General features: G+C 63.4%; 14 protein-coding genes. 8 read left to right on the forward strand and 6 right to left on the reverse strand.

Annotation, left to right across the window (positions count from 1 at the left end; genetic code table 11):
- Positions 1–85: 85 nt before the first annotated feature.
- Both ASC68_RS20935 and ASC68_RS20940 read right to left on the reverse strand, forming a co-directional pair.
- A complete protein-coding gene (locus ASC68_RS20935) occupies positions 86–1,993 on the reverse strand; it encodes an ABC transporter ATP-binding protein (protein ID WP_055883592.1) in 1,908 nt (635 codons plus the stop codon).
- Positions 1,990–3,840 carry an ABC transporter ATP-binding protein gene (locus tag ASC68_RS20940; protein ID WP_082528342.1) on the reverse strand — a complete coding sequence of 617 codons (1,851 nt, stop codon included), beginning with the start codon at positions 3,838–3,840 and terminating at the stop codon, positions 1,990–1,992. Before ASC68_RS20940 ends, ASC68_RS20935 begins: the two co-directional genes overlap by 4 nt.
- Before the next feature lie 243 nt (positions 3,841–4,083).
- On the opposite strand from ASC68_RS20940, the gene ASC68_RS20945 reads away from it, so the two are divergent.
- Positions 4,084–4,278, forward strand: a complete 195-nt coding sequence (locus ASC68_RS20945; RefSeq protein ID WP_197421329.1) for a DUF2934 domain-containing protein — start codon at positions 4,084–4,086, stop codon at positions 4,276–4,278.
- 130 nt (positions 4,279–4,408) lie between these two features.
- Here ASC68_RS20945 and ASC68_RS20950 read toward each other — a convergent pair whose 3' ends face one another.
- Both ASC68_RS20950 and ASC68_RS20955 read right to left on the reverse strand, forming a co-directional pair.
- Entirely contained in the window at positions 4,409–5,869 is a 1,461-nt protein-coding gene (locus ASC68_RS20950) for a S8 family serine peptidase (protein WP_055883600.1), read from the reverse strand.
- 6 nt (positions 5,870–5,875) lie between these two features.
- A complete protein-coding gene (locus ASC68_RS20955) occupies positions 5,876–6,754 on the reverse strand; it encodes a phosphatase PAP2 family protein (protein ID WP_055883603.1) in 879 nt (292 codons plus the stop codon).
- Between the two features lie 307 nt (positions 6,755–7,061).
- Here ASC68_RS20955 and ASC68_RS20960 point away from each other — a divergent pair, with 307 nt between their 5' ends.
- The 7 genes from ASC68_RS20960 (at position 7,062) to ASC68_RS20990 (ending at position 17,453) form a co-directional block, all read left to right on the forward strand.
- On the forward strand, positions 7,062–8,714 hold the full coding sequence (locus ASC68_RS20960) for a tetratricopeptide repeat protein (RefSeq protein WP_055883606.1): 1,653 nt from the start codon (positions 7,062–7,064) through the stop codon (positions 8,712–8,714).
- A 165-nt stretch (positions 8,715–8,879) separates the two neighbouring features.
- The gene (locus ASC68_RS20965) at positions 8,880–9,641 is read left to right on the forward strand and encodes a LuxR C-terminal-related transcriptional regulator (protein ID WP_055883610.1); all 762 of its coding nucleotides are present in this window, start codon (positions 8,880–8,882) and stop codon (positions 9,639–9,641) included.
- Between the two features lie 49 nt (positions 9,642–9,690).
- Entirely contained in the window at positions 9,691–11,367 is a 1,677-nt protein-coding gene (locus ASC68_RS20970) for a type I secretion system permease/ATPase (protein WP_082528387.1), read from the forward strand.
- Positions 11,357–12,676 carry an HlyD family type I secretion periplasmic adaptor subunit gene (locus ASC68_RS20975; protein WP_197421331.1) on the forward strand — a complete coding sequence of 440 codons (1,320 nt, stop codon included), beginning with the start codon at positions 11,357–11,359 and terminating at the stop codon, positions 12,674–12,676. Before ASC68_RS20970 ends, ASC68_RS20975 begins: the two co-directional genes overlap by 11 nt.
- Before the next feature lie 194 nt (positions 12,677–12,870).
- A complete protein-coding gene (locus ASC68_RS20980; protein WP_055883616.1) occupies positions 12,871–14,760 on the forward strand; it encodes a hypothetical protein in 1,890 nt (629 codons plus the stop codon).
- 94 nt (positions 14,761–14,854) lie between these two features.
- A complete protein-coding gene (locus ASC68_RS20985) occupies positions 14,855–16,024 on the forward strand; it encodes a hypothetical protein (RefSeq protein ID WP_055883620.1) in 1,170 nt (389 codons plus the stop codon).
- Between the two features lie 130 nt (positions 16,025–16,154).
- Complete coding sequence (locus ASC68_RS20990; protein WP_055883622.1) at positions 16,155–17,453, forward strand: trypsin-like peptidase domain-containing protein; 1,299 nt, start codon at positions 16,155–16,157, stop codon at positions 17,451–17,453.
- A gap of 554 nt (positions 17,454–18,007) precedes the next feature.
- Here ASC68_RS20990 and ASC68_RS20995 read toward each other — a convergent pair.
- Entirely contained in the window at positions 18,008–18,931 is a 924-nt protein-coding gene (locus ASC68_RS20995) for a hypothetical protein (protein ID WP_055883625.1), read from the reverse strand.
- A gap of 122 nt (positions 18,932–19,053) precedes the next feature.
- Positions 19,054–20,625 carry a hypothetical protein gene (locus tag ASC68_RS21000; RefSeq protein ID WP_055883628.1) on the reverse strand — a complete coding sequence of 524 codons (1,572 nt, stop codon included), beginning with the start codon at positions 20,623–20,625 and terminating at the stop codon, positions 19,054–19,056.
- Between the last annotated feature and the right edge of the window lie 50 nt (positions 20,626–20,675).

The following is a 20,675-nucleotide window of genomic DNA, read 5'->3' on the forward strand; positions in this document are numbered from 1 at the left end:
CCCTCTCCCCAGAGGGGCGAGGAACCCTCTCCCCAGAGGGGCGAGGGGACGCACTTTGCGCGGCCGGTGCCATGAGGCCCTACCCCTAAGTCGCCTTCCCTACCGCCGCCGCGGCATGATCTTCCGCATTCTCCGGCAGGTCGTCGAAGCTCGAATAGTTCATGGTGTAGAGCCGCGAATAGAGGCCCTGCTTTTCCATCAGCTGCTCGTGGTTGCCCGATTCCAAGAGCTCGCCGTTCTGCAGCACGATGATGCGGTCGGCGCCGCGGATGGTGGCGAGGCGGTGGGCGATGACGAGGCCGGTGCGGCCTTCTAGCAGCCGCTTCAGCGCCTTCTGGATCAGCATCTCGGTATAGCTGTCGATGTTCGCTGTCGCCTCGTCGAGGACGAGGATTTTGGCATCCGCCACCAACGCCCGGGCGAAGCTGATCAGCTGCCGCTGCCCCAGTGACAGGTTGCCGCCGCGCTGTTCCAGCCTGGTGTCGTAGCCATCGGCCAGCGACATGACGAAATCATGCGCGCCCACGGCCTTTGCCGCATCGATCACCTGCTCGCGGGTGGCGCTTTCCTTGTTGTAGCGGATGTTCTCGATCACCGAGCCGGTGAACAGGAACGGCTCCTGCAGCACCATCGCCACCTGTTCGCCGAGCGAATCCTGGGTGACGTCGCGCACATCAAGTCCGCCTACCGTCACCGAGCCCTCCCACACGTCGTAGAAGCGGTGCACCAGCGACATGCAGCTCGATTTGCCCGAGCCGGTGGGCCCGACAATGGCCACCGTCTCGCCCGGGTTCACCCGGAAGCTCACATGCTTCAGCACCGGCTGGCCCTTACGGTAGCCGAAGGTCACGTCCTTGAACTCGACCGAGCCGTCCATCCCCGAAGTCAGCGGGAAGGCATCGGGCTTGTCGGCGATAGTCACCGGCACATCGAGCACCTCGACGATGCGGGTGCCCGACGACATGGCGCGCTGGAACACCGAGTACTGCATGGTGAGCGAGCGGATCGGGTCGAAGAAGCGCTGGATGTAGAACAGGAACGCCACCATGACGCCGACATCGAGCTCGCGCCCCAACACCATCTGGCCGCCGACCACGATCACCGTGGCCATCGAAATGCCGGTGAGCGTATCGACGATCGGCACCATCACCTGGGCGAATTTTGCGGCGCGGAGATGGGCCCGGAGGTTGGCCCTGGCCTTTTCCTCATAGAGGTCGAAATTGACCTGCTGCCGATCGAGGCTCTGCACCGTGCGCACGCCATTGATGCCCTCGGCGAGCGCGCCATTGGCGGCCGAGTTGGTGTGGTGCGCCGCCATGAAGCTGACCTTGGCCGGCGGCAGCCAGAACAGGCGCACGATGAACAGGATCGGCATGGTCGCCATGGTGATCAGCCCGAGCATCGGATCGAGCCACAGCAGCACGCCGACAATGCCGAACAGCAGGACGATATCGCCAACCGAAAGCACTGAGGTTTCAAGGAACTCCTGCATGGAGTTCACGTCGCCCATCAGGCGCGACATCAACCGGCCGACCTCGGTCTTGTCCATCCAGCCGAGCGACACCCGCTGCAGATGGGCGAACATGGCGCGGCGCATGTCGAACAGCACGTTCTCGGCCGCCTTGCCGACCACCGTTTCCTGGATCCAGGACGAGGCGAAGTTGATAGCGATCAGCCCGGCAAACGCCACGATGCACCAGAGGAGGATCGAACGCCCGCCCCCGCCCTGCGCCATGCCGTTATCGATGGCAAAGCGGATCACCAGCGGGAAAGCCAGCTGGGTCAGCGTGAACACCAGCACCGCGGCGACCGACAGGTAGATCTGCCTGCGATAGGGTTTGACGAAGGCCCAGATGCGGCGGACGATCTTCGGATCATAGGCCTTGCCGAACACCTCTTCCTCGCGGTCGAGGCTCGAGCCGACCACGGCGCGGGGCGGACGGCGGTTGCGGTCTTCGCTGTCGTCTTCGGTGTTGAGCGTTGCCTCGGTCATTCGGCAGCCTCCAGCTGGTCGTCGCCAGGCTTCACCTGGAGGTCGTAAAGGGCGCGGTAGCGGCCGCCGAGCGCCAGGAGCTCCTCATGCGTGCCGCGCTCGACGATCTTGCCTTCATCGATGAACAGGATCTGGTCGGCATGCATCAGCGAGGAAAGCCGGTGCGAGATGATCAGCGTCACCCGGTCCTTGGCGAAGCGCTTCATCGCCGTGCGGATGCGCTGCTCGGTGCCGGCATCGACCGCCGCGGTCGAGTCATCGAACACCATCACCGAGGGCCTGAGCATCAGCGAACGCGCGATGTTGAGGCGCTGCCGCTGGCCGCCCGACAGCGACACGCCGCGCTCGCCCACGATGGTTTCGTAGCCGGTGGGCAGCCCGATAATGTAGTTGTGGAGCTGCGCATATTCCGAGGCGCTGGCGATGCGCGGCCCCTTCGCCCACGGATCGCCATAGGCGATGTTGTTCTCGATATTGGTGGTGAACAGGAAGCTGTCCTGCTGCACCACGGCCACCGCCTGCCTGAGGCTCGCCAGCGTCAGCGCCCGAACGTCCTGGCAGTCAATGGTCACCCGGCCGCCGGTCACATCGTAAAAGCGCGGGATCAGGTGGGCGATAGTCGATTTGCCCGAGCCGGGCTTGCCGACGATGCCGATGGTCTCGCCCTTCCTGCCCTCGAACGAGATGCCCTGGAGCACCGGACGGAACGGCGCCGAGGGATAGGCGAAATCGACATTCTCGAACTTCAGCGTGCCTTCGGAAAGCTTCAGCGGCTTGGCGCCCGGCTCGTCCTTGATCTCGATTTCGAGGTCGAGGAAAGCGAACAGCCGATTGCCGCAGGTCGAGGCGCGGGCCACCGAGTTGACGAGCAGGCCAAGCTGGCGCACCGGCATCTGCAGGATCGTCATGAAGGTGAGGAAAGCCGCCAGCGTGCCGACGGTCATCTCGCCGGAAATGACGCGCTCGCCGCCATACCACAGCACCAGCGCCATCGAGACGAAGAAGCTGATATTCATGATCGAGGTCGAGTTGACGCGGATATCGACGCGCTTATGCGTCAGCTTGAGCGCCCGGTCGGAAGCCTCGTTGTATTTCTTCATCTCATGCCGCGCGCCGGCAAAGGCGCGGACCACGCGGATGCCGCCGAGGTTCTCTTCCATGACGCGGGACAGGTCCTGCAGCCGCTCCTGCAGCGTCAGCCAGGTGGCGCGGAGCTTCAGCTGGGTGAGCGAGGAGTTCACCCCGACAAACGGCGCAAAGCTCAGCGCCAGAAGGCCAAGGATCCAGTCGGTCGAGATCAGCATATAGGCGCCCACCCCGATCAGCGTGCCGAGCAGCACGATGCGGAGCAGGCCCGTCGCAAAGAACATGCGCACGCCCTCGAGATCGAGCATGCCCACGGTGATCAGGTCACCGGTATGCACCTTGTCATGGTAGGAAAAGCTCAGCCGCTGGATCTTCTCGTAGACCGCGAGGCGCAGCTCATAGGCCGTGTGGTGGCCAACGGCTTCGCCAAAGTAGTTCATCGACATCGTGAACAGACCGCGCAGGATCGAGACCACCAGCAGGATCAGCGCAATGCTCCACAGCGCATCGGCGGCGCCCACCCCACCATCTAGCACGCCCTCGGCGCGATCGACCGCCTGGCCCAGCAGTACCGGCGTCGCCAATTGCAGTGCCGACGAAATGAAGCAGGAGAGGATGGTAATAATCACCATCCAGGGGTGACGCCAGGTCAGCACCATGATCCGCCACAGGGTGGTGAGCCCCTTACCCTGCTGTGCGGCGACGACATGTGACATTGCATCGCCAGGCGAATAGGCGCTGCGCGGAGCATTCGAGCTCAATTTAAGGGTCCAGACATAAAGCTTTTAGGGCCTGCCCTCGCCGGAATATTGGCGGACAGACTCGGCCCGGTAGAACCAGAGGAAGGCCTCATCTCTTGCGCTGATTTGCGTTCTGTTCAAGGCAGATATGCGGGGGCGATAGGGTACTTTCGTATCAGCGCCGCAAGGCTTCGCCATGATGTTGCACGAATGCAACCTCACCTTCGGCGCAACGTTGAGGGCGAAATGAACCACGAGCCCAAAATGACCGACGGCCGAGGCCCGCCGCACGAAGACGACGCCTTCCGCGAGGCCGTGCGCAAAACCGCCTACTTCCTCTGGGAACAGGCTGGCCGCCCGCACGGCCGGCACGAGGATTATTACCTCCGCGCCCTCGACCAGCACCGCCGCGAGCGGCAATACGACCAGTGGCTGGAAGACGGCCCGGACGGCGACTGAGGCCCCGCCTGGCGACGCCGCGCCGCGGCCCATTCGCCGCGACGCCCCTGCAATCGGCGCCCGACCGGGTGCGCGACACCGACGGGCTCTTCAGTACCGCCGGCCTTGCGATCCCGGCCTGCGGGTGACGTTACGCCAGCACCTGCTCCAACAGCGTTGCGATGTTGAGAACCGGCACGGCCTGCCCCTTCAGGCTGTCGACCAGGCACTTCTGCATTTCGGTGCCGCTCAGCACCCCGAGGCCCGCCTGCTTGCGCTTGGCCTGGGCCAGCGAGAGCGCCCCGGCGACGATCGAGGAGGCGGCCGAGGTGCCACCGAAGCTGCTGTAGAGCGCGCGCATCGGCACCACCTGCTGCGGGGTGGCGTCGGGCAGCGTGCGGCCCGGCACGTCGATGGCGAGCACGGCGTAGGGAAGGTAGGTGTTCTCGGCTGGCCGCACGAACGGTTGCTGTGCGATCCAGGCGGCGTCGCGGCCGGCCAGATCGAACAGCGCGAGCGGGTCGCCATTTGTCTGGTCGATCCGTTCCTCGTCATCGCTGGGCGCATAGACCGTGACACCGGTCTGCGGCGTGCCGTTCGAGTAGGACGAGGGCACGCCGTCGGCGTTGACGGCGCCGACGATGATCGCGTCGGTGAGCGGGTTCTGCTTCTGGTGGGCCAGCGAGGCCGGATAGGTGGGCACCGCCCTGCCCTCGTTGCCGGCGGCCAGCACCACCGGCCGCCAAGCCGCCACGGCCTGCAGCAGCGCAACGAACAGCTGCTTGTCGTTCTTCAGCGTGGCGTCGGAGTCGATCCGGGTGGCGCGCAGGTCGTGCAGCGCCGGAGGTTTCCATGCACCAGGCTTGCCGTCAGGAGTTCCGTCGTCACGCTGTTGGTCGAGCACGAGGTCGTTCACCGCACGCGGCATCAGGATGACGTCGGCCTCGACCATCACCGCATGCATCAGGGCTGCGATGATCGGCCGGATTTCGTGACTGTAGGGCGTGGCGATCGGGATGATCGTCGCGAACGGGTTGACACCGTAATAGGGCAGCACTGTCGGCCGTTCCTTGCCCCCGTCGGTGAGGCGGCCGGCAACCAACCCGGCGCAGGCCGTGCCGTGACCGGCAAAGTTGTTCGCCGGGTCCTCGGTCTGCACGTGGTCGGGCAGGCGGTCGGCCAATTCGTCGGCGATCTCCTGCAGGGCAAGCGCATCGGCCGGGACATCGAGGGATTTCAGTATCTGGTCGAGGCGCCACTTGCCCTTCCTGCGCTCCTCCCGAATGTCGTCGGCGTCATCTTTGCTGTAGACGCCACCCACCGGCATCAGGGCCATGTCCACGCCGTGCCGGATGGCACTGGCCGGCAGGTTGGGATGGCGCGTCGTGCAGCCGCTGTCGATGATCGCGACGGTGGAGTACGGCAGCTCGTCCGGCCAGTACGGCCAACCATAGCCTTCTCCCGGCTCATACTCGATCGACTTGTCGATCGGGCCGTTACCGCGCTCGATGACCCCGATCTGCTCGAGGTGCCACAGGTAAAAGATCGGCAGCCAGCCCCCTGGCTTGCCATTCTTGGGATCGGGCTCACGCCAGAAACGGTTACTGCTCATGTTCGGTTACCGCCATTCGGCCAGGGCGCTGCCAATTTCGCGCCTGAGGAAGTTGACGAGATAGGGTGAGAAGCGTTGCGCCAGGCGCCGGCCAGCTCGCGTGTCCGACGGATAGTGGAGCCCGGCATATTCGCGGTTCTCCGCCACGCGCTGCGCCACATAAAACAGCTCGGCGCTACCGGGATGTTCGGGAAGAATGCGCGAAAACACCTCGGCGACGCTGAACATCTGGAACGAGTGGTTGGACGGAAACGCCTGGTGCGGCGGGATATCGAGGAACGGCCTGAGGCGCGGATCGACCGCGTTGGGTCGTGGCCGATCGATGATGCGCTTATAGAAATAGCCGACCCGTTCGGCCGTCTCGAACACCAGGTCGATCAGCGCCTCGGTGTCGGGATAGCCGCCATTGTCGATGCCAAGCGGGCGATAGATATCCGACAGATCGCTCATGTCGGCCTGGCGCAGGATCTCCTCCTGGCGGGTCTTGTCGGTGGTCAGGTGCACCTGCATGAGGCGCATTTCTTCGATCTCGAGCGCCGTCTCGTCCGGGTTCGGCGGCAGACGGTCGAGCAGTTTCTCGAAGGGCAGCAGGCCCCCGGCCGATCCCTCGAACAGCGCCTTCACCACCGACCAGGATTGCAGCACCGCCCCGCCCTGCGGCGCCCCGTCGCTGTCGAACCTCGAGCGCGAACGTGAGCGCGACCTGGAGCGCGAACGCGACCTGGAGCGTGAGCGGGAGCGCGAACGGGAGCGCGACAGGGCGGCAATCATGCCGGATGAACGTCCGGCGAACGGCACCGCGGCCGCCATCCGCGGGATCAGGTCACCGTCCGCGGTCCACAGAATCTCGTCGGGAATATTGAATACCGGATCGTCTTCAGCCATGGCAGCTCCCCCCAAAAGCTCCAGCATACTATTGACGATCATTGAGACTTTTCGGCACGGACGTGACAAGCCGCTTAATCTGCGATGATCCCGCTGAGCACCGTTTTTGTTGTCTTGCGCGGCAGAGTTGCAACACGTCCGCACTCTGAGTAAATCTAGCTCGCCAAAACTATTCCGTTCCGATCGTTCTTTTTCGTGACGACACTCGACGTCCGCATGTCTTTCCGGCAACGAAGACATACGGCTGTCGTTGATTTTCCTTGGCTTTTGCGTAAGGTCGACAATTGCCGGGGAAGCAGCAAGCAAGATGGACGCGGAACGGCAATTCAAGCTTGGACTCATCGGCGTCTTTCGGCTTGAGCATCAGGGACGAGAGGTCGCAGTCTCGAGCCGCAAGGCGCGCGCCCTGCTGGCCGTTCTCGCGCTCGCGCCGCACGGCGAACGCTCGAGAGTGTGGCTGCAGGATACCCTGTGGTCGCGCTCGGAGCGGTCGGAGGCGCAGGGCAGCCTGCGCCGCGAGCTCTCCAGCATCCGGCAGGTATTGGGCGATCTGACCGAAGCCCTGCTCGAGGTCGGCCGCGAAGCCATCCGGCTGCGGCTCGAGCGTTGCGAGGTCGATGCGCTCGAAAGACCGATCCCCAGCGGATCGACCTTGCTGGAGGGCCTCGACCTGCCGGGGGCCGAAGGCTTCGAGGATTGGCTGCGGGCCGAGCGGCTGAGCGAGCGGCACAGTGCGGCCGCCCCGGTCCGAACCGCTGGCAGCAGTACGGTAAGCCCCGCCACCCATCTGCTGGTCACCCTGCATCTCGACATCGACCGCACCCCTTCGGGGCCGGTGGCGCTGGTCCCCGATATGGTGGCGCAGGCAATCGCGGCCGGCCTGTCGGAGTCGGGGTTCGTGCGCGCCAGCATTGTCGAGCGCCCGCAGGGCCGGCCTGTCGGCCCTGCCATCGCCCCCGATATCGAGCTGCATATCAGGGCGACAGCGGCGGGCGATGCATCATGGGTCGTCGTCGTGGCGCACCGGTTCAGCGATGGCGCGCTGCTGATGAGCCGGCAGGACGGCATCAGCACCAGCGGCGGCTGGGCCGCCACCAATGGCCGCGTCGGCACGTTCGCCGGTCAGTGTGTCGACCAGTTGCTGCGCGAAGCGCTGCTGCGCCCCCCGCGGCAGGACGAACTGCACATGACGCGCCGGGCGGCGTTCGCAGCGGTCGAGCAGATGTTCAGCCTCAACCCCGCGGACGTCATTCGCAGCAGGGACACCTGGGCCAGCGTCAGGGAGTACCGGGAGAACGGCATCTTCAACGCCTGGCAGGCCTACCAGGCGGTATTTCTCGCCGATCCGGGCCACGGCTACAATTACCGGCTGACGCTCGAGGAATGCCGCGAGAACCTCAACCGGGCGCTGGCGGAGGAGCCCTATAACGGGCTGGTGCTGTCCTTGTGCGCGCATGTCGAGGCGTTCCTGTTCCGCGACTTTTCCACTGCGTGGGATCTGATCGACCGCGCCGGCCTCACCGGCACGCGGCACGTCATGTATTACGATGCCCTGTCGCTGCTGCGGTTCTATTCGGGTCGCTACGACGAGGCGCGCGAAAGCGCCACGACAGCCCTGCTGACCGGCCGCAATCTCTCCTACCGCTATGCTTTCGCCACCACCCTGCTGATGATTGAGGGTTTGGCCGGCAACCACCAGGCGGCAATCGCGCATGGCCGCCGCGCGCTGCAGCTCGAGCCGGCCAACCGCCAGCTCTCCTACCCGCCGATCCTGCGCTATCTCGGCGCGACGCTCGCCCATGCCGGCCAGGTCGATGAGGCCCGCGCGCTGTTCGGGCAGCTGCCGGAAGCCGAACGCCTCGCCGGTACGAGCAACGCCGTCGAAGCGCCGCTCGACGCCTTGCCCAGCGCCGGCAGCGCCCTGTTCGTGAAGTCGGCCTTGCGCCTCGTTGGCGTGTAAGCGACCGCCGGCCCCACCAGGCGACCCGATCGTGACCCGTTCCTAGCAAAGTTTTCCTCCCGCGCACGCCGTTTTCACGGTCGGCGGGCGCCGCTTTCACGATCGTCGGACCTGCCGCGCCCTATTACCGCAAGCATCGCAACCGCAGGCAGGGCGCTTGGCACCATGATCACCTATCGCGGCTCGGCCGCCGACCATCGGCTGGAAACGATCGAGCCGGCCGAACACCCCTCGCGCGAGCTGGAACCGGCGCCGTACCCGAGCCCCTATCGCCAGCCGAGGCGGCACCTTCCCACCCCGGCACTGGCGACGTCGCAACTGCGCAAGGAGGCCGCGCTGAGCTACGAGAACATCTGCCCCGATGGGCATAGCGCCTGCATCATCGTCGATCCGAACCACCTGATCCTGCGCTACGCCAATGTTCAGGGGCGGGCGCTCCTGCACAAGCGGTACCCTGCCCGGCTCAACCGCGGCGTGGTCGAGATCACCTCGGAGCGCGGTGCGCTGCTGGTGCGCGATGCCCTGCGACAGGTGCGCGAAACCGCCAACCCCATGCTTGTCGTTTCGGACGGCGAGCTCGGCGCATTCTCGGTCAGCATCTCGTTATGGGCGCCACCCGAGCAGCTGCGTTCCGGCGCCAGCGTCGCCATCCTCGATTTCCGCGTCGGCGCGTTCGAGCTGTCGCGCCATCAGCTCTGGGCCATCGGCATGGGCTTCAGCCTTACCGAGGCGGAGACGGCGGTGCTGGGACACCTGGTCGAGGGGCTCACGCTCACCCAGATTGCGCTGGCCCGCCGCGTCGAGCTCGAGACGGTGCGCAGCCAGTGCAAGACGGTCCTCGCCAAGATGGGCTGCCACCGCCAGGTGGACCTGGTGCGCCTGATGATCTCGCTATGTGCCGGCGCTACGTTCGTCGAGGGAGCCTGAGATGCTGCAGCGCGCTCCCAACCCATTGCCGACCCCCGGGGGGCGGGCGATGGCCCGCAGCTGGGTTGGCGCCGGGCTCGTCACCATCATCGTCACCAGTATCGCCTCGAACCTGGTGCTGCTGGCCGGGCCGATCTTCATGCTGCAGGTCTACGACCGGATCCTGCCCAGCCGATCGCTGCCGAGCCTGTTGTCGCTCTCCCTGCTGGTCGCCGCGGTTTATGGCTTTTACGCGCTGGTCGAGCTCATCCGCATGCGCATCGCCAGCCGCCTTGGCCGCGCCTTCGAGGATGCGCTGATGCCGCGCATCGTCAATGCCGTGATCGAGGGTAAGCAGGCCCGAGGCTCCGATCCCTTCGCCGATGCCGATGCGGTGCGCGCCTTCGCCTCGGGGCCGGGCCCGACCGTACTGCTCGATCTGCCCTGGCTGCCGCTCTATCTGGGCCTCATCTTCCTGATGCACCCGCTGCTCGGCCAGGTGACGCTGGCCGGCATTCTCGCCACTGTGGGGCTGCTGGTGGTGCACGAGTTCCGCGCCCGTGGGCCGGCGACTGCCGTCGCCGACGCGGCGCTGCGGCGTGGCGCGACGCTGAGCGAGATCCGGCACGGCACCGAGGCCATTCGCGCCATGGGGCTGCAACCGCCATTGACGCAGCGTCTTACCGCGATCGTTGCCGATCTGGGCGCCGCCACCGCGGGCGCCAGCGACCGCGCCGCGCTCTATTCCTCGTTCACCCGCAGCACCCGGCTGATGCTGCAATCGGCAGTGCTCGCCACCGGCGCATTCCTCGTGATCAGCGGCGAGTCGACGGCCGGGATCATCATTGCCGCCTCCATCCTCTCGTCTCGCGCAGTGGCGCCGGTCGAGCAGGCGGTCAGTCATTGGCGCAGCTTTGTTGCCGCCCGCCAGGCCTTGCGGCGGCTGCTTCCGGCGCTGGCGCAAAGTGAACGCCAGGCACGGCAGGTCCTCCTGCCGGCGCCGCAGCAGCGCCTCGAGGTCATCGACCTCGCCGTCGCCACACCGGAGGGGCGGGTCGTCGTCGGCGGCATCAGCTTCGAGCTCGTCGCCGGCGATGCGCTTGGTATCATCGGACCATCGGGTTCGGGAAAGTCGTCGCTCGGCCGCGCGCTGGTGGGGGTGTGGCCGGCCCGCACCGGCGAGGTGCGCTTCGATGGGCAACCGCTTGCCCATTACGATCCGTCCATCCTTGGCGCGGCGACAGGCTATCTGCCACAGGATGTCGGCCTGCTCTCAGGCAGCATCGCCGACAATATCTCGCGCTTTCAGGCCGGCGCCTCGGCAGCGGTGCAGACGGCGGCCGCCGCGGCGGGGGTTCAGATGCTCGTCGCCGGCCTCGCCGACGGCTACGAAACACCGGTGGGCGAGCGTGGCGGCGCTCTGTCGGCCGGGCAGCGCCAGCGCATCGGCCTCGCCCGCGCCCTCTATGGCCAGCCCTTCCTCATCGTGCTCGACGAGCCGAACGCCAACCTCGACGCGCCCGGAGAGGCGGCGCTCAGCGCAGCCATCCTCGGCGCCCGGGCCCGCGGGGCGATCGTCATCGTCATTGCTCACCGCGCGAGCGCCCTCACCGCCGCCAACAAGCTGCTGCTGCTGGCCGAGGGCCGGCAGGCGATGTTCGGCCCCAAGGAGGCCGTGCTGGGCCACCTCAATGGCAGCCAGGCCGGAGCCGGCAATGCGGGACGGAGCCATGCCGATGTCAACTGATCGCGCGCCCTCCGGCCAGGGGGCGATAAGCCTACAGCTGCACGTCTTTGCGGGCGCTGCCCTGCTCGCCGGCTTTGCCGGCGGACTCGGCTGGTGGAGCGCCTCGACCACCATTTCGGGCGCCGTCGTCGCCTCGGGCACCATTGTGGTCGAGGGGGGCGCCCGGCGGGTCCAGCACCCCGATGGCGGCGTCATCGCCGAGATCCTCGCCGCCGATGGCGACCACGTGCTGGCCGGCGCCGTGCTGTTCCGCCTCGATGCAACCTCGGTCATGGCGAGCCGCAACATCGTCCTCTCGCAGTTGCGCGACACCTTCGCCCGGCTGGCGCGCCTCGCGGCCGAGCTCGAGGGATCGCCGATGCCGGTGCTGGTCGAAACCACGCCCGCGGCGCTGGCCGGAGCCGATCTTGCCGCACTGCTCGAAACCCAGCATGCGTTCATGCAGGCGCGTGCGGCGGTCCAGCAGAGCCGCCATGCCCAGATCGTCGAGCAGATCAACCAGCTCGACGAAAAGATCGGCGGGCTCGCAGCGCAACGCACCGCCAGCCAGGGGCAACTGACCCTCCTCGCCGTCGAGCGCCGCGACCTCGAGGCGCTGCGGGCCGATGGCTTGGTCGAGCAGAGCCGGATCAACGACATCGCGCAGCGCCAGCTGCAGCTCGAGGGGAGCATCGGCCAGGTCGCCGCCGGCATCGCCGAGGCGCGCGCCACCATTGCCGAGCACCGGGCCCTGCTCGCCGCCGAAGCCGATACACGGCGCGCCGAGATCATCGGCGAGCAGCAAACCACCCGTGCCGAGATCGCCCAGCTGCTGCAGCAGCAGGTGGCGCTCGACAGCCAGCTGGCGCGGCTCGAAGTCCGCGCCCCGATCACCGGGATCGTGCACGGCTCGACCATTCACACCGTCGGCGGCGTGGTCGGCGCCGGCGAAACGGCGATGCTGGTGATCCCGCCGGTCAACGGCGCAACCGTCGAGGCCCGCATCAGCCCGCTCGATGTCGAGGCGGTGGGCGCGGCCCAGCACGTGCTGCTGAAATTCCCCGGCATCGAAACCCGCTACAGCCCCGACCTCGAGGCCGAGGTGAAATCGGTAAGCCCCGACCTCACGACTGATCCCTCAGGCGCAATGCAATATTACGTCGCCCGCATCATCGTGCCGGCCGAGCAACTCGACCGCCTGCCCGGCCACATCCCCCTGGTCGCCGGCATGCCCGTCAACGCCTTCATCCGCACCACCGACCGCACGGTGCTCGAGTTCCTCAGCAAACCGCTGACAGATTTGCTGGGCCGGGCGTTCCGGGAGGATTGACGGAGGCACACTCCGAGGGGGAACCGCTACGCAAATATAACGACCTCCGTTGATGTTCATTATCAAGTGCAGAATGGAGATTCGACATTGATGAGCAATGACATTCATACTCAATATTCACCCACGACCTACTGTACGTCAGCGCGCTCGTATCCCTCTTGAGCAGTACCACAGGAACCATTTCGGAGATCACAATGACGCCGAGCCTGTCCTCACACATAGCTATCCGCCGCGTTGGGCGCATAGATACTGGCGCCGCTGCTGCACTTCTGGCGACGACATTGATCTTGCTGGATATTTCGGCGTACGCCCAAGATCGATTGGTAGAAGCGATCCCAATCAATGGTGGCAAATGTCACCTCCTGCAAAGTGTGCTGGCGCAACCTGTCGATGGCTATCGGGACGAGACGATCATTGATGTCGTCTGCCCAGCGCCCGACCGACCCAAGGTTTCTGTCAAATACCTCGCGCTGAACGCAGTTCAGAGTAGCTTGCTGTTAGTCGGTTACGCTGACGACACGCTCAGCCTGCTTATCGGCAAACAGCCGAGGGTCGCAAAGAACGAGGTCTTCAAACGACTCGAAGATCTATATGAAAATTACGCCTCACGCTCGACCGGCGAGGAGTACCTGGGAGCCAATGTCTCGCTGGCTGATGGCCGAACCGAGATCACTTCATTGGGCTATACATCAATTCAGTCGCTTCCGCAGCCTGTTGTGGACAAGATGCGACTGCCGACATTTGAGCGACAACTCGTGTGGCCGGATCAGGCGGCAGCTGATGCCTTTCTTGGCACGAGCGGATGGCCGTCAAATTACTCGTACCACCTGACGCACTCACGCGACGCCACGACGAGGCAAGCGGTGCGCGAGCTCGATCAAAGCTTGCTGCAACGAACAGAGGATCCAGTCGATGTCATATCGAGCTGTCTCTCCTTCGCACGGTACATCAGTGACGAAGAGTTCAGCGGATACTGGCTGCGCATCGATCGTCTCGCGCAGGACCTGATCCTGCAAGGCAGGGGGCTCAACGTCGTCATGGGGTTGGATTCAGGCTCTGTTGGGGCGGATGCCAAAGCGCTCCTGGAACAGGACGCGCCAAGTCCATCCTACGACCTAATTGACCACGTCACCTCGGGTTACTTCCCCTCCGACTTCTTGCTCGCGGTGGGTTCCACGGTGTCCGGGGATATGGAGGGCGGGTGTGCCGGATACGTGGGCGGATTGAATATGTACGCTGTGCCCCGTGAACTGAAGACGATCGTAGCGGTGATCTCCGCAGTCGACGACCCGGTCGTACTCGATGGGGCCTTCGTGAAACTGGACAGCCAAACCTCGCTGCGCGCTGAAACAAGCTTCGACGCCGGACGCCCGGTTCGCACCGGGCAAATGATCCTGAATGCCAACGAGGGAAGCACCTACGTTGTGCCCCTTGGAATCGAATTCCAGTATCAGAGGGAAGAGCTGAACAGCGTCCAGGGCGGAGGCCCAATTCCCCATGAGGCGGCGTTGGCGCTCTCGCGGAAGTACCGCAGTACGGAGCTGGAATATCGAATCTGTACTGGCGAAACCTGCAAGACCCTGAGCCCGAAAAAATTGGGAGACATTCCCCTTTCGTCGCCTTTGACCCCGACACCTAGCTACTCCTACGGAGAGGCGGTGGAACTGGTCTACATCAACGTCGATGGGAAGCAAGTTACGACCGCGTCCGCGCCCGATATCAGTCTCTACACGACCTGGACCTTCGAGGAGGGGTCATGCCCCTTTATCTATTTCATCATGCAGGACGGCTCGTCTAAATATCACGGTCGCGTTCTTGTGGGGGCGTCCTCGTCTGACCTGGTTCGGGCGGAGCGCATTGCAATTCCGCCCGGCGCCAGAAAGCTCATCGTAAGAGAGCAAGAGCCCGAGGTGACCTACGTTAGCTCGCTAAAGTACAACACCGCGAATGGCATATCAACTTCACTCGAGGCGGCGCCATTTACGCTGTTACCAAGACAAGGCGTGGAAATAGACATCCCAGTTGAGGCAGTGACCCTTGACCTGACGGGATACTACGTGCCTGTTCTAGCAGAAATCAACTGACCGAGTTCGTGACAGCTGTATCTTTCACGATCATGTCTGACTTCGTTCGCTGCCTTAAGCGAGACAACTAGTCAGAAACGCACCGGAGGATGCGATGAAGAGACGTGAAGTGTCCCTTGGGCTGATGGCGCTGGGGCTCTCTGGGTTTGTACGCCGTTCAGTCGCCCAAGACCGGGCAAGCTTTGCCGACCTGCTCTCGCCAGAAGAAACTGGATACGCGGATTTTTCTCAGATTTGGGAGCCGCAGCCGGGAACGACAATAGTGCAAGTCGCGGCGGCTCCAGACCTGCCGGTTGGTTCGGCTGCAAAGTTCTCGACGGTCATGTCCGGCGCGGCTGACTGCGATGGTCTGTTTGGAAGCGCCGGTTTCATCAACTGGTTTAACGATACCGTTGCCAACAAGGGCGCGTGGAAGGGCAAGCGCATTTCGGGAACGCGGGCTGACTTTGACGCCTTCTGGGACCGGTTCGTCGCCGACGCCGGTGCCCGCGACCAGGTCACGGCCATGAGATTCATGGCCTACATGGCGGTCTTTACGAACGAGGTGGGGGGGCAGCTCCAGAGCCGGAGTGAGCTTTTTGGCTCTCCTCCAGATCATCCGGGAATTTCCTACCTGTTCGACGCCATCCCTGCCGATGGTGTCAAACGGAAGTTCAACAAGGCCTCCTACAACAAGCACAAGAACCTGCAGAACCTACCTGCAGGGAAGCTGTTCAACGACGACGTCTTCCTCAAAGCTCATGGCGACCTCGCGTTGTCGAGCAACCTGGCGAGAACCTCGAACGATGTCTGGTTGGGAACCGACTATCCGAAGGAGGACTATCCCACCAACGGACGTCCCGACGACTGCGGGATCATTCTGGAAACCGATTTCTTCAAGTTCCGTGGCCGAGGCCTGATCCAGACAACGTGGAGGTCAAACTACCGAGGCTTGGTGCGGTTTGTCCAAGGTTACGAAGGGGATGACGCGCTCGTGCGGTCTTTTCGCACCCGTTGGCGCGGGCTTGATCCCGATGAGGTCTGCACGACCAGCACGAACGCGGATTGGGACACGCTGTTTGGCGACGCCGGGAAAGCCGTCTTAGGGCAAGCAATCAGAGAGCACTCGAAATCTACCCACTACAACAGGCTGGCCGACGACGACTCCATTCTCAATGGCAAGGGGATCGGATCACTCATTCGGATGGGCCGGTCGATAGGTGGTTACGCGGGTTATGGCGAACTTCTCAAGCACCGCGTGGGCGATATTGTGCGAGCTTTGTGATGTTCTCAGCAATCCTACTGCTTGCTCAGTACTCGTGCCCCCCGGAGCTTGCGTGCTTCACCTCCCGGCGCGACGGCTATTTCGTCAGTCAAAGGCGCCTCTCAGCGATGAATGACGTTGGAGATCCAGGATGACAAAACACAAGTTGCAAGTAGCGGCGTGTTCACTCTCACTCTCGTTTCTGATTGCAGCCGCGGCGCCGGTACTAGGGGGCGAAACCGAAGCCTGCATCTACAAGCAGTATGGCCCCGGCGTTGCCATGGTGCTCTTCGAGTATACCGCTAAGGACGGGACCAGCGGATTTACCTTCGGCAGTGGTTTTGTCGTCAGCAAGGAGGGGTACATCATCACCTCACTGCATGTCCTCAGGCCACCCAAGGTGGACGCGGTTGCAGAGGCAGACATCGCTCAAAGAAAATATCGGGTGCGCCTTGGATCATACGAGGCTTCGGCTCTGTCGGCGAGCTTGGAGTACTCTGACGAAACGAACGACCTAGCACTTCTGAAGATCAGGCAGGACGAGCGGTACACGGTATTGCCAATCGGGAGCAGTACAGGCTTCACCGTTGGGGACGAACTCACCGCTGCCGGGTTCCCATCCGGCGACCTGGACGTCCCGGAGACCAGCCAGATCTCGGCATTAAACACCTATATCGGCCCTCTGACACCGGACCCCAACAATCAGCCGGCGCCTAACGGTTGGTGGCAAACCTCGCTGGCGCTCAATCCCGGCGATAGTGGTGGGCCGGTGTTCGGAGCTGACGGAACAGTTGTAGGCGTCTCGGCGGCTATGCGCGATGATCAGGCGCAGCTCATCAGCTTTGTGGTGCCGATACAAAAGGCCACGCCGCTCCTGGCGCAGGCCGGCGTGGTTTTGCAGACCGAAGGTGCGTGCAAGAAGAATGACAAAGACCTTCAGGAGCTGCAGCAGAAATACGACGCCCTCAAGGCGGAAACCGAGCGGAACACTGGTGCAATCGGCACATTGGGGAATGCGACTTTCGACCTCGAGCATCTGTTGCGCGACGCTGTTCCCGGCGGTGCGGTCATGGCTTTTGATCTGGAACAGTGTCCTGCCGGCTGGGGGCGGTTCGAGCCCGCGGTGGCGCGTCGAATAGTTGGCGCCGGCGAGGCCGATGGCGTCGACGATAGGGGGGCGAACCTTTCGAGTTACGTGCTCGGACAAACCGGCGGCGCCGAGTCAACGACACTTTCGGTCGACCAACTGCCCCCACACAGCTTCTCGATTTCGGTCGTACAGGACACCAGCAACAACTATTTTAACGGAGAGTATGCGATGACGAAGGTCGTTGGAACGCCGCCTGCTCCCCCTAACGGGACTTTGATCAAGTCGGACACGATCGGCAACGGAGCGCCAGTCAGCGTGCGCGATCCTTTCGTCGCACTGACCTATTGCGTAAAAGAGTAGATGTCGGGCGGCCTGCGGCCTGCCTAAATATCGGCGGGCGCGGACGGACTCTTCGGCGATGGCAGCAAGCTCCGGTTCCGCAGGCGAATCGAGCACGCGTCGGCATCGAGGCACGCGAGCCAGCAGCCTATGCGACAGGCAGGCGTGGACACCCCTGGTCCCCGTTGACGACTTGCGTAACCCGTAGGTCCACGACAACGCTCCCGAGCGCCATAGCCTCGACGCGGCCGAGCCCGTAGAGTTCGCCGATTAGGTCGACCATCCCCATCTAGCGCCCGGACCGTCGCCTCGCTCAGATCCTCATGAAACCCGAAAGTAATCCATCCGGCTGGTGTATTGGCCCTTGGACTCCTGATCTCCAAGGTCCCCTCCAGGCGAACGGTGACCTCGACATTCGACATCGCTTCCCCCGACCGCATGGTGCTAGCGTTTCTGACTAAGCCGCTGACCGACCTGCTGGGTCGGGTGTTCCGAGAGGATTGAGGCCCCAAGACAAGAGGATACAGGGTGCGAACGTCTGCTTTGGCCCCAACCCAACGAAAAGTATCAGCTACCTAGTCCGGGATATCGCTCCGTGCGACGCAGTGCGCCAGCCGGGTCTCACCGCCCCAGGCGTCGAATGCGGCGCGCGCGGCATCAGCTACGGAGCTTTGGGTGAAGGGAGGAGACATTCCGTTACCGCCAAAGAACACCCAAATGACCCTTCGAGTATCGACAACACCGTCGTAGCGATGCGAGTACTCAACGCCGGGATCGATAGCGAGGCCTGCGACCTGCCGCGCGAGTGCCGGGGTGCCTTCTCCCACCCGCGGACCCGTGTCCCCGACAATAAAGGGAACCGCCACGTTCTTCACGGGGTCGATCGCAACGCCAAATGTACCAACAACCACGCCTCTCGCGGTGAGCGAGGTTGAGTTCCGGATGACGCCCGCTGGGACTGTTAGCGGTTCGACGTAGCGTCGCTGATCTTCCGGTGGAAAGTGGGGATCGATGAGAGCGGTAGGAGACACGAAGAATCCGTCCGCCTGAAGCACGGGCACCACACCCTCCACGGTGTTGCCGCCTACCCGCGCCCTGCCCTGGCCTAGTACGCCGAACCAACGCACCGCACCAACGGTCGGGTCATTCCACCCTGCAGCACCGATGGCTGCAACATCGGTCATGAACTTCCCGGTGCACGTCTCATTGCTCTCAGATCCCTGGTAGCGGCTACCGTCGGGGAGGAACACCTCGCCTGCATTGCAGAGGTGGATAAGGGCACCACCGGCTCTGTTCTTAAGATGGTAGGCTCGGGCAGAGCCATCGATATTGATGTTCATCTTGGCCCTAAGCACCACGCTTCCGTCATCGAGGACATTCGCCGCTTGTGAGCCAATGCTGATGCTGCCGACGGAGTCGCATTCGCCAGCGTAACTTGTACCAAAAATGCCAAAGGCCGCCAAAGTCGCCAATATTGCCCGAAGCTGTGTCGAGAACATTCCTGTCTCCTTTTCGTTGCAAACGGTTACTGGTTGCGGTCAGGGTCAGGTTGCGGCCGCGGGCAGCAGCGAATTAGTGCATAGTGCCTCTACGCCGAACGCTGACACGCTCACCGTTGATTTCACGTTGGGTTCTTTATGCTCAGTTCGCCGCACTTGTTTGCAGCGTCCGTAACAATGGCCGAGATCATCGCGAAGTCTCGCATTATCGTTACCTTCTCGATCCCGTTCGGGCCAAAGAATGGCCGGAACACCACGGCCTGCGATTCTGCTGCGGTCACTGCATTCGGATCGACCACAAAGCCGAGGAATGCTGCGACTGCTCCATCGCCAACGGTATCCAGCGCAGCGAGCTTCACCGTCGCTGCGTAACACCCAAAGCGTCGAATTTTCGAGGACGCCAGCGAGTCGACAAGCGCGTCACGGCTCAGAGACCTGTCGCCGCCGCCAGCGAGTTCATCGCTCGTTCTGTCGCTGACCAGAACGCTGTCGGCGAAGAGTGTCGCGAGCACGGCTCGCTGGTGCGCGGCCACCGATCCGGTACGTCCAGCAGCCGATAGGCTGCTAACGAGGTCAAACAAGCTTCTCTTGACCTTATCGAACGGCGGCTGCGCCCCTGGCGCGGCTTCGTCGACAGGATGCACTGTGTCGACTTCCGCTAGCGTGTACCTTTGCGTCAGGACGTCCACATTGCCCCAGAATCTCTCCGGAAGCTTCGAAAGCAGTTCGATCGCCTGCTCACGGGTCAGGCACTGAAGTATCTCGGATTTGGTGAACTTCGCCCTCAGCGCCAGCTGCAGCTTGGCATAGCCAAGATCGAGCGGCGCATGCATCCCAAGATCGTACAATTCCCTGTTGATCGTTAGGCATGTGTCAGAAAACGACGCCTTATTCAGAGTGAATTTTGCTGTTCCGATCTGATCATCAAGGTATTTGGTAAACGCGTACTTTCCGTCCTGAACCAAGGACGCAACCGGCCTGACGGTTACGGTCTCGGTGCTGAACGGCGCAGAAATTTCGTATGTCCCGGCCACAAGAGTGGCCGAACCCGCTCGGATTTTGGTTCCTTCATTCAGTGTACTGAGCAAGTCCTGATAGGGCTTTTTCAGGCTCTCGATGCCTGCAGTGAACGTGGTCACCGCGGCGGCCTCGGGAGTGGCACCGAAGAGCGCGAGAAGGGGTGAGGCGAGCTTCAAAGCGCCGGTAATGACCCCAACGACCGGTGATGGTTCAGTAGTCGCAGAGAACGCCGAGGCAATGACCAGGTGGATGTTTGGGCCACCCGCCACAACGACCGTCCGCTTGCAGTCGCTGTCTCGCCACCCAGTATCCTTCGCACTTGTGTACGGATGGACAACGACAAGCGCGTCGGTCGGCAATTGCGTGAGCGAGGGCGTGTCAGCAACATCCTTGAGAGTGATGATCAGCAGGTGAGATGCGGTGTAGTAAGTCCTGCTAAACACCCCGGTGGACTCAAAAACATTCGGATCCGCGGGTACTTTCGCGCCCTTTGGCGAGCAACTGACATCAATGGCGTATAGCTGCCCATTCTGCATCTCGCCGTTGTTCTCGAGGAGTCTGACGGTTGTCCCATGCCGCAGAGACTGCGCCTCGACCGGCGCGACAACCAACAACCACGCCGATGCAACTATTGAGAGTACTCTGAGAACAACTCGCGCAACTATGCTGAACATCTACCTCTCCTGATCCGTCTGTGAACTGTGGGTGCCGATTGCGCGGCGCC

This window comes from Devosia sp. Root105 (assembly GCF_001424865.1).
Classification (GTDB): Bacteria; Pseudomonadota; Alphaproteobacteria; order Rhizobiales; family Devosiaceae; genus Devosia_A.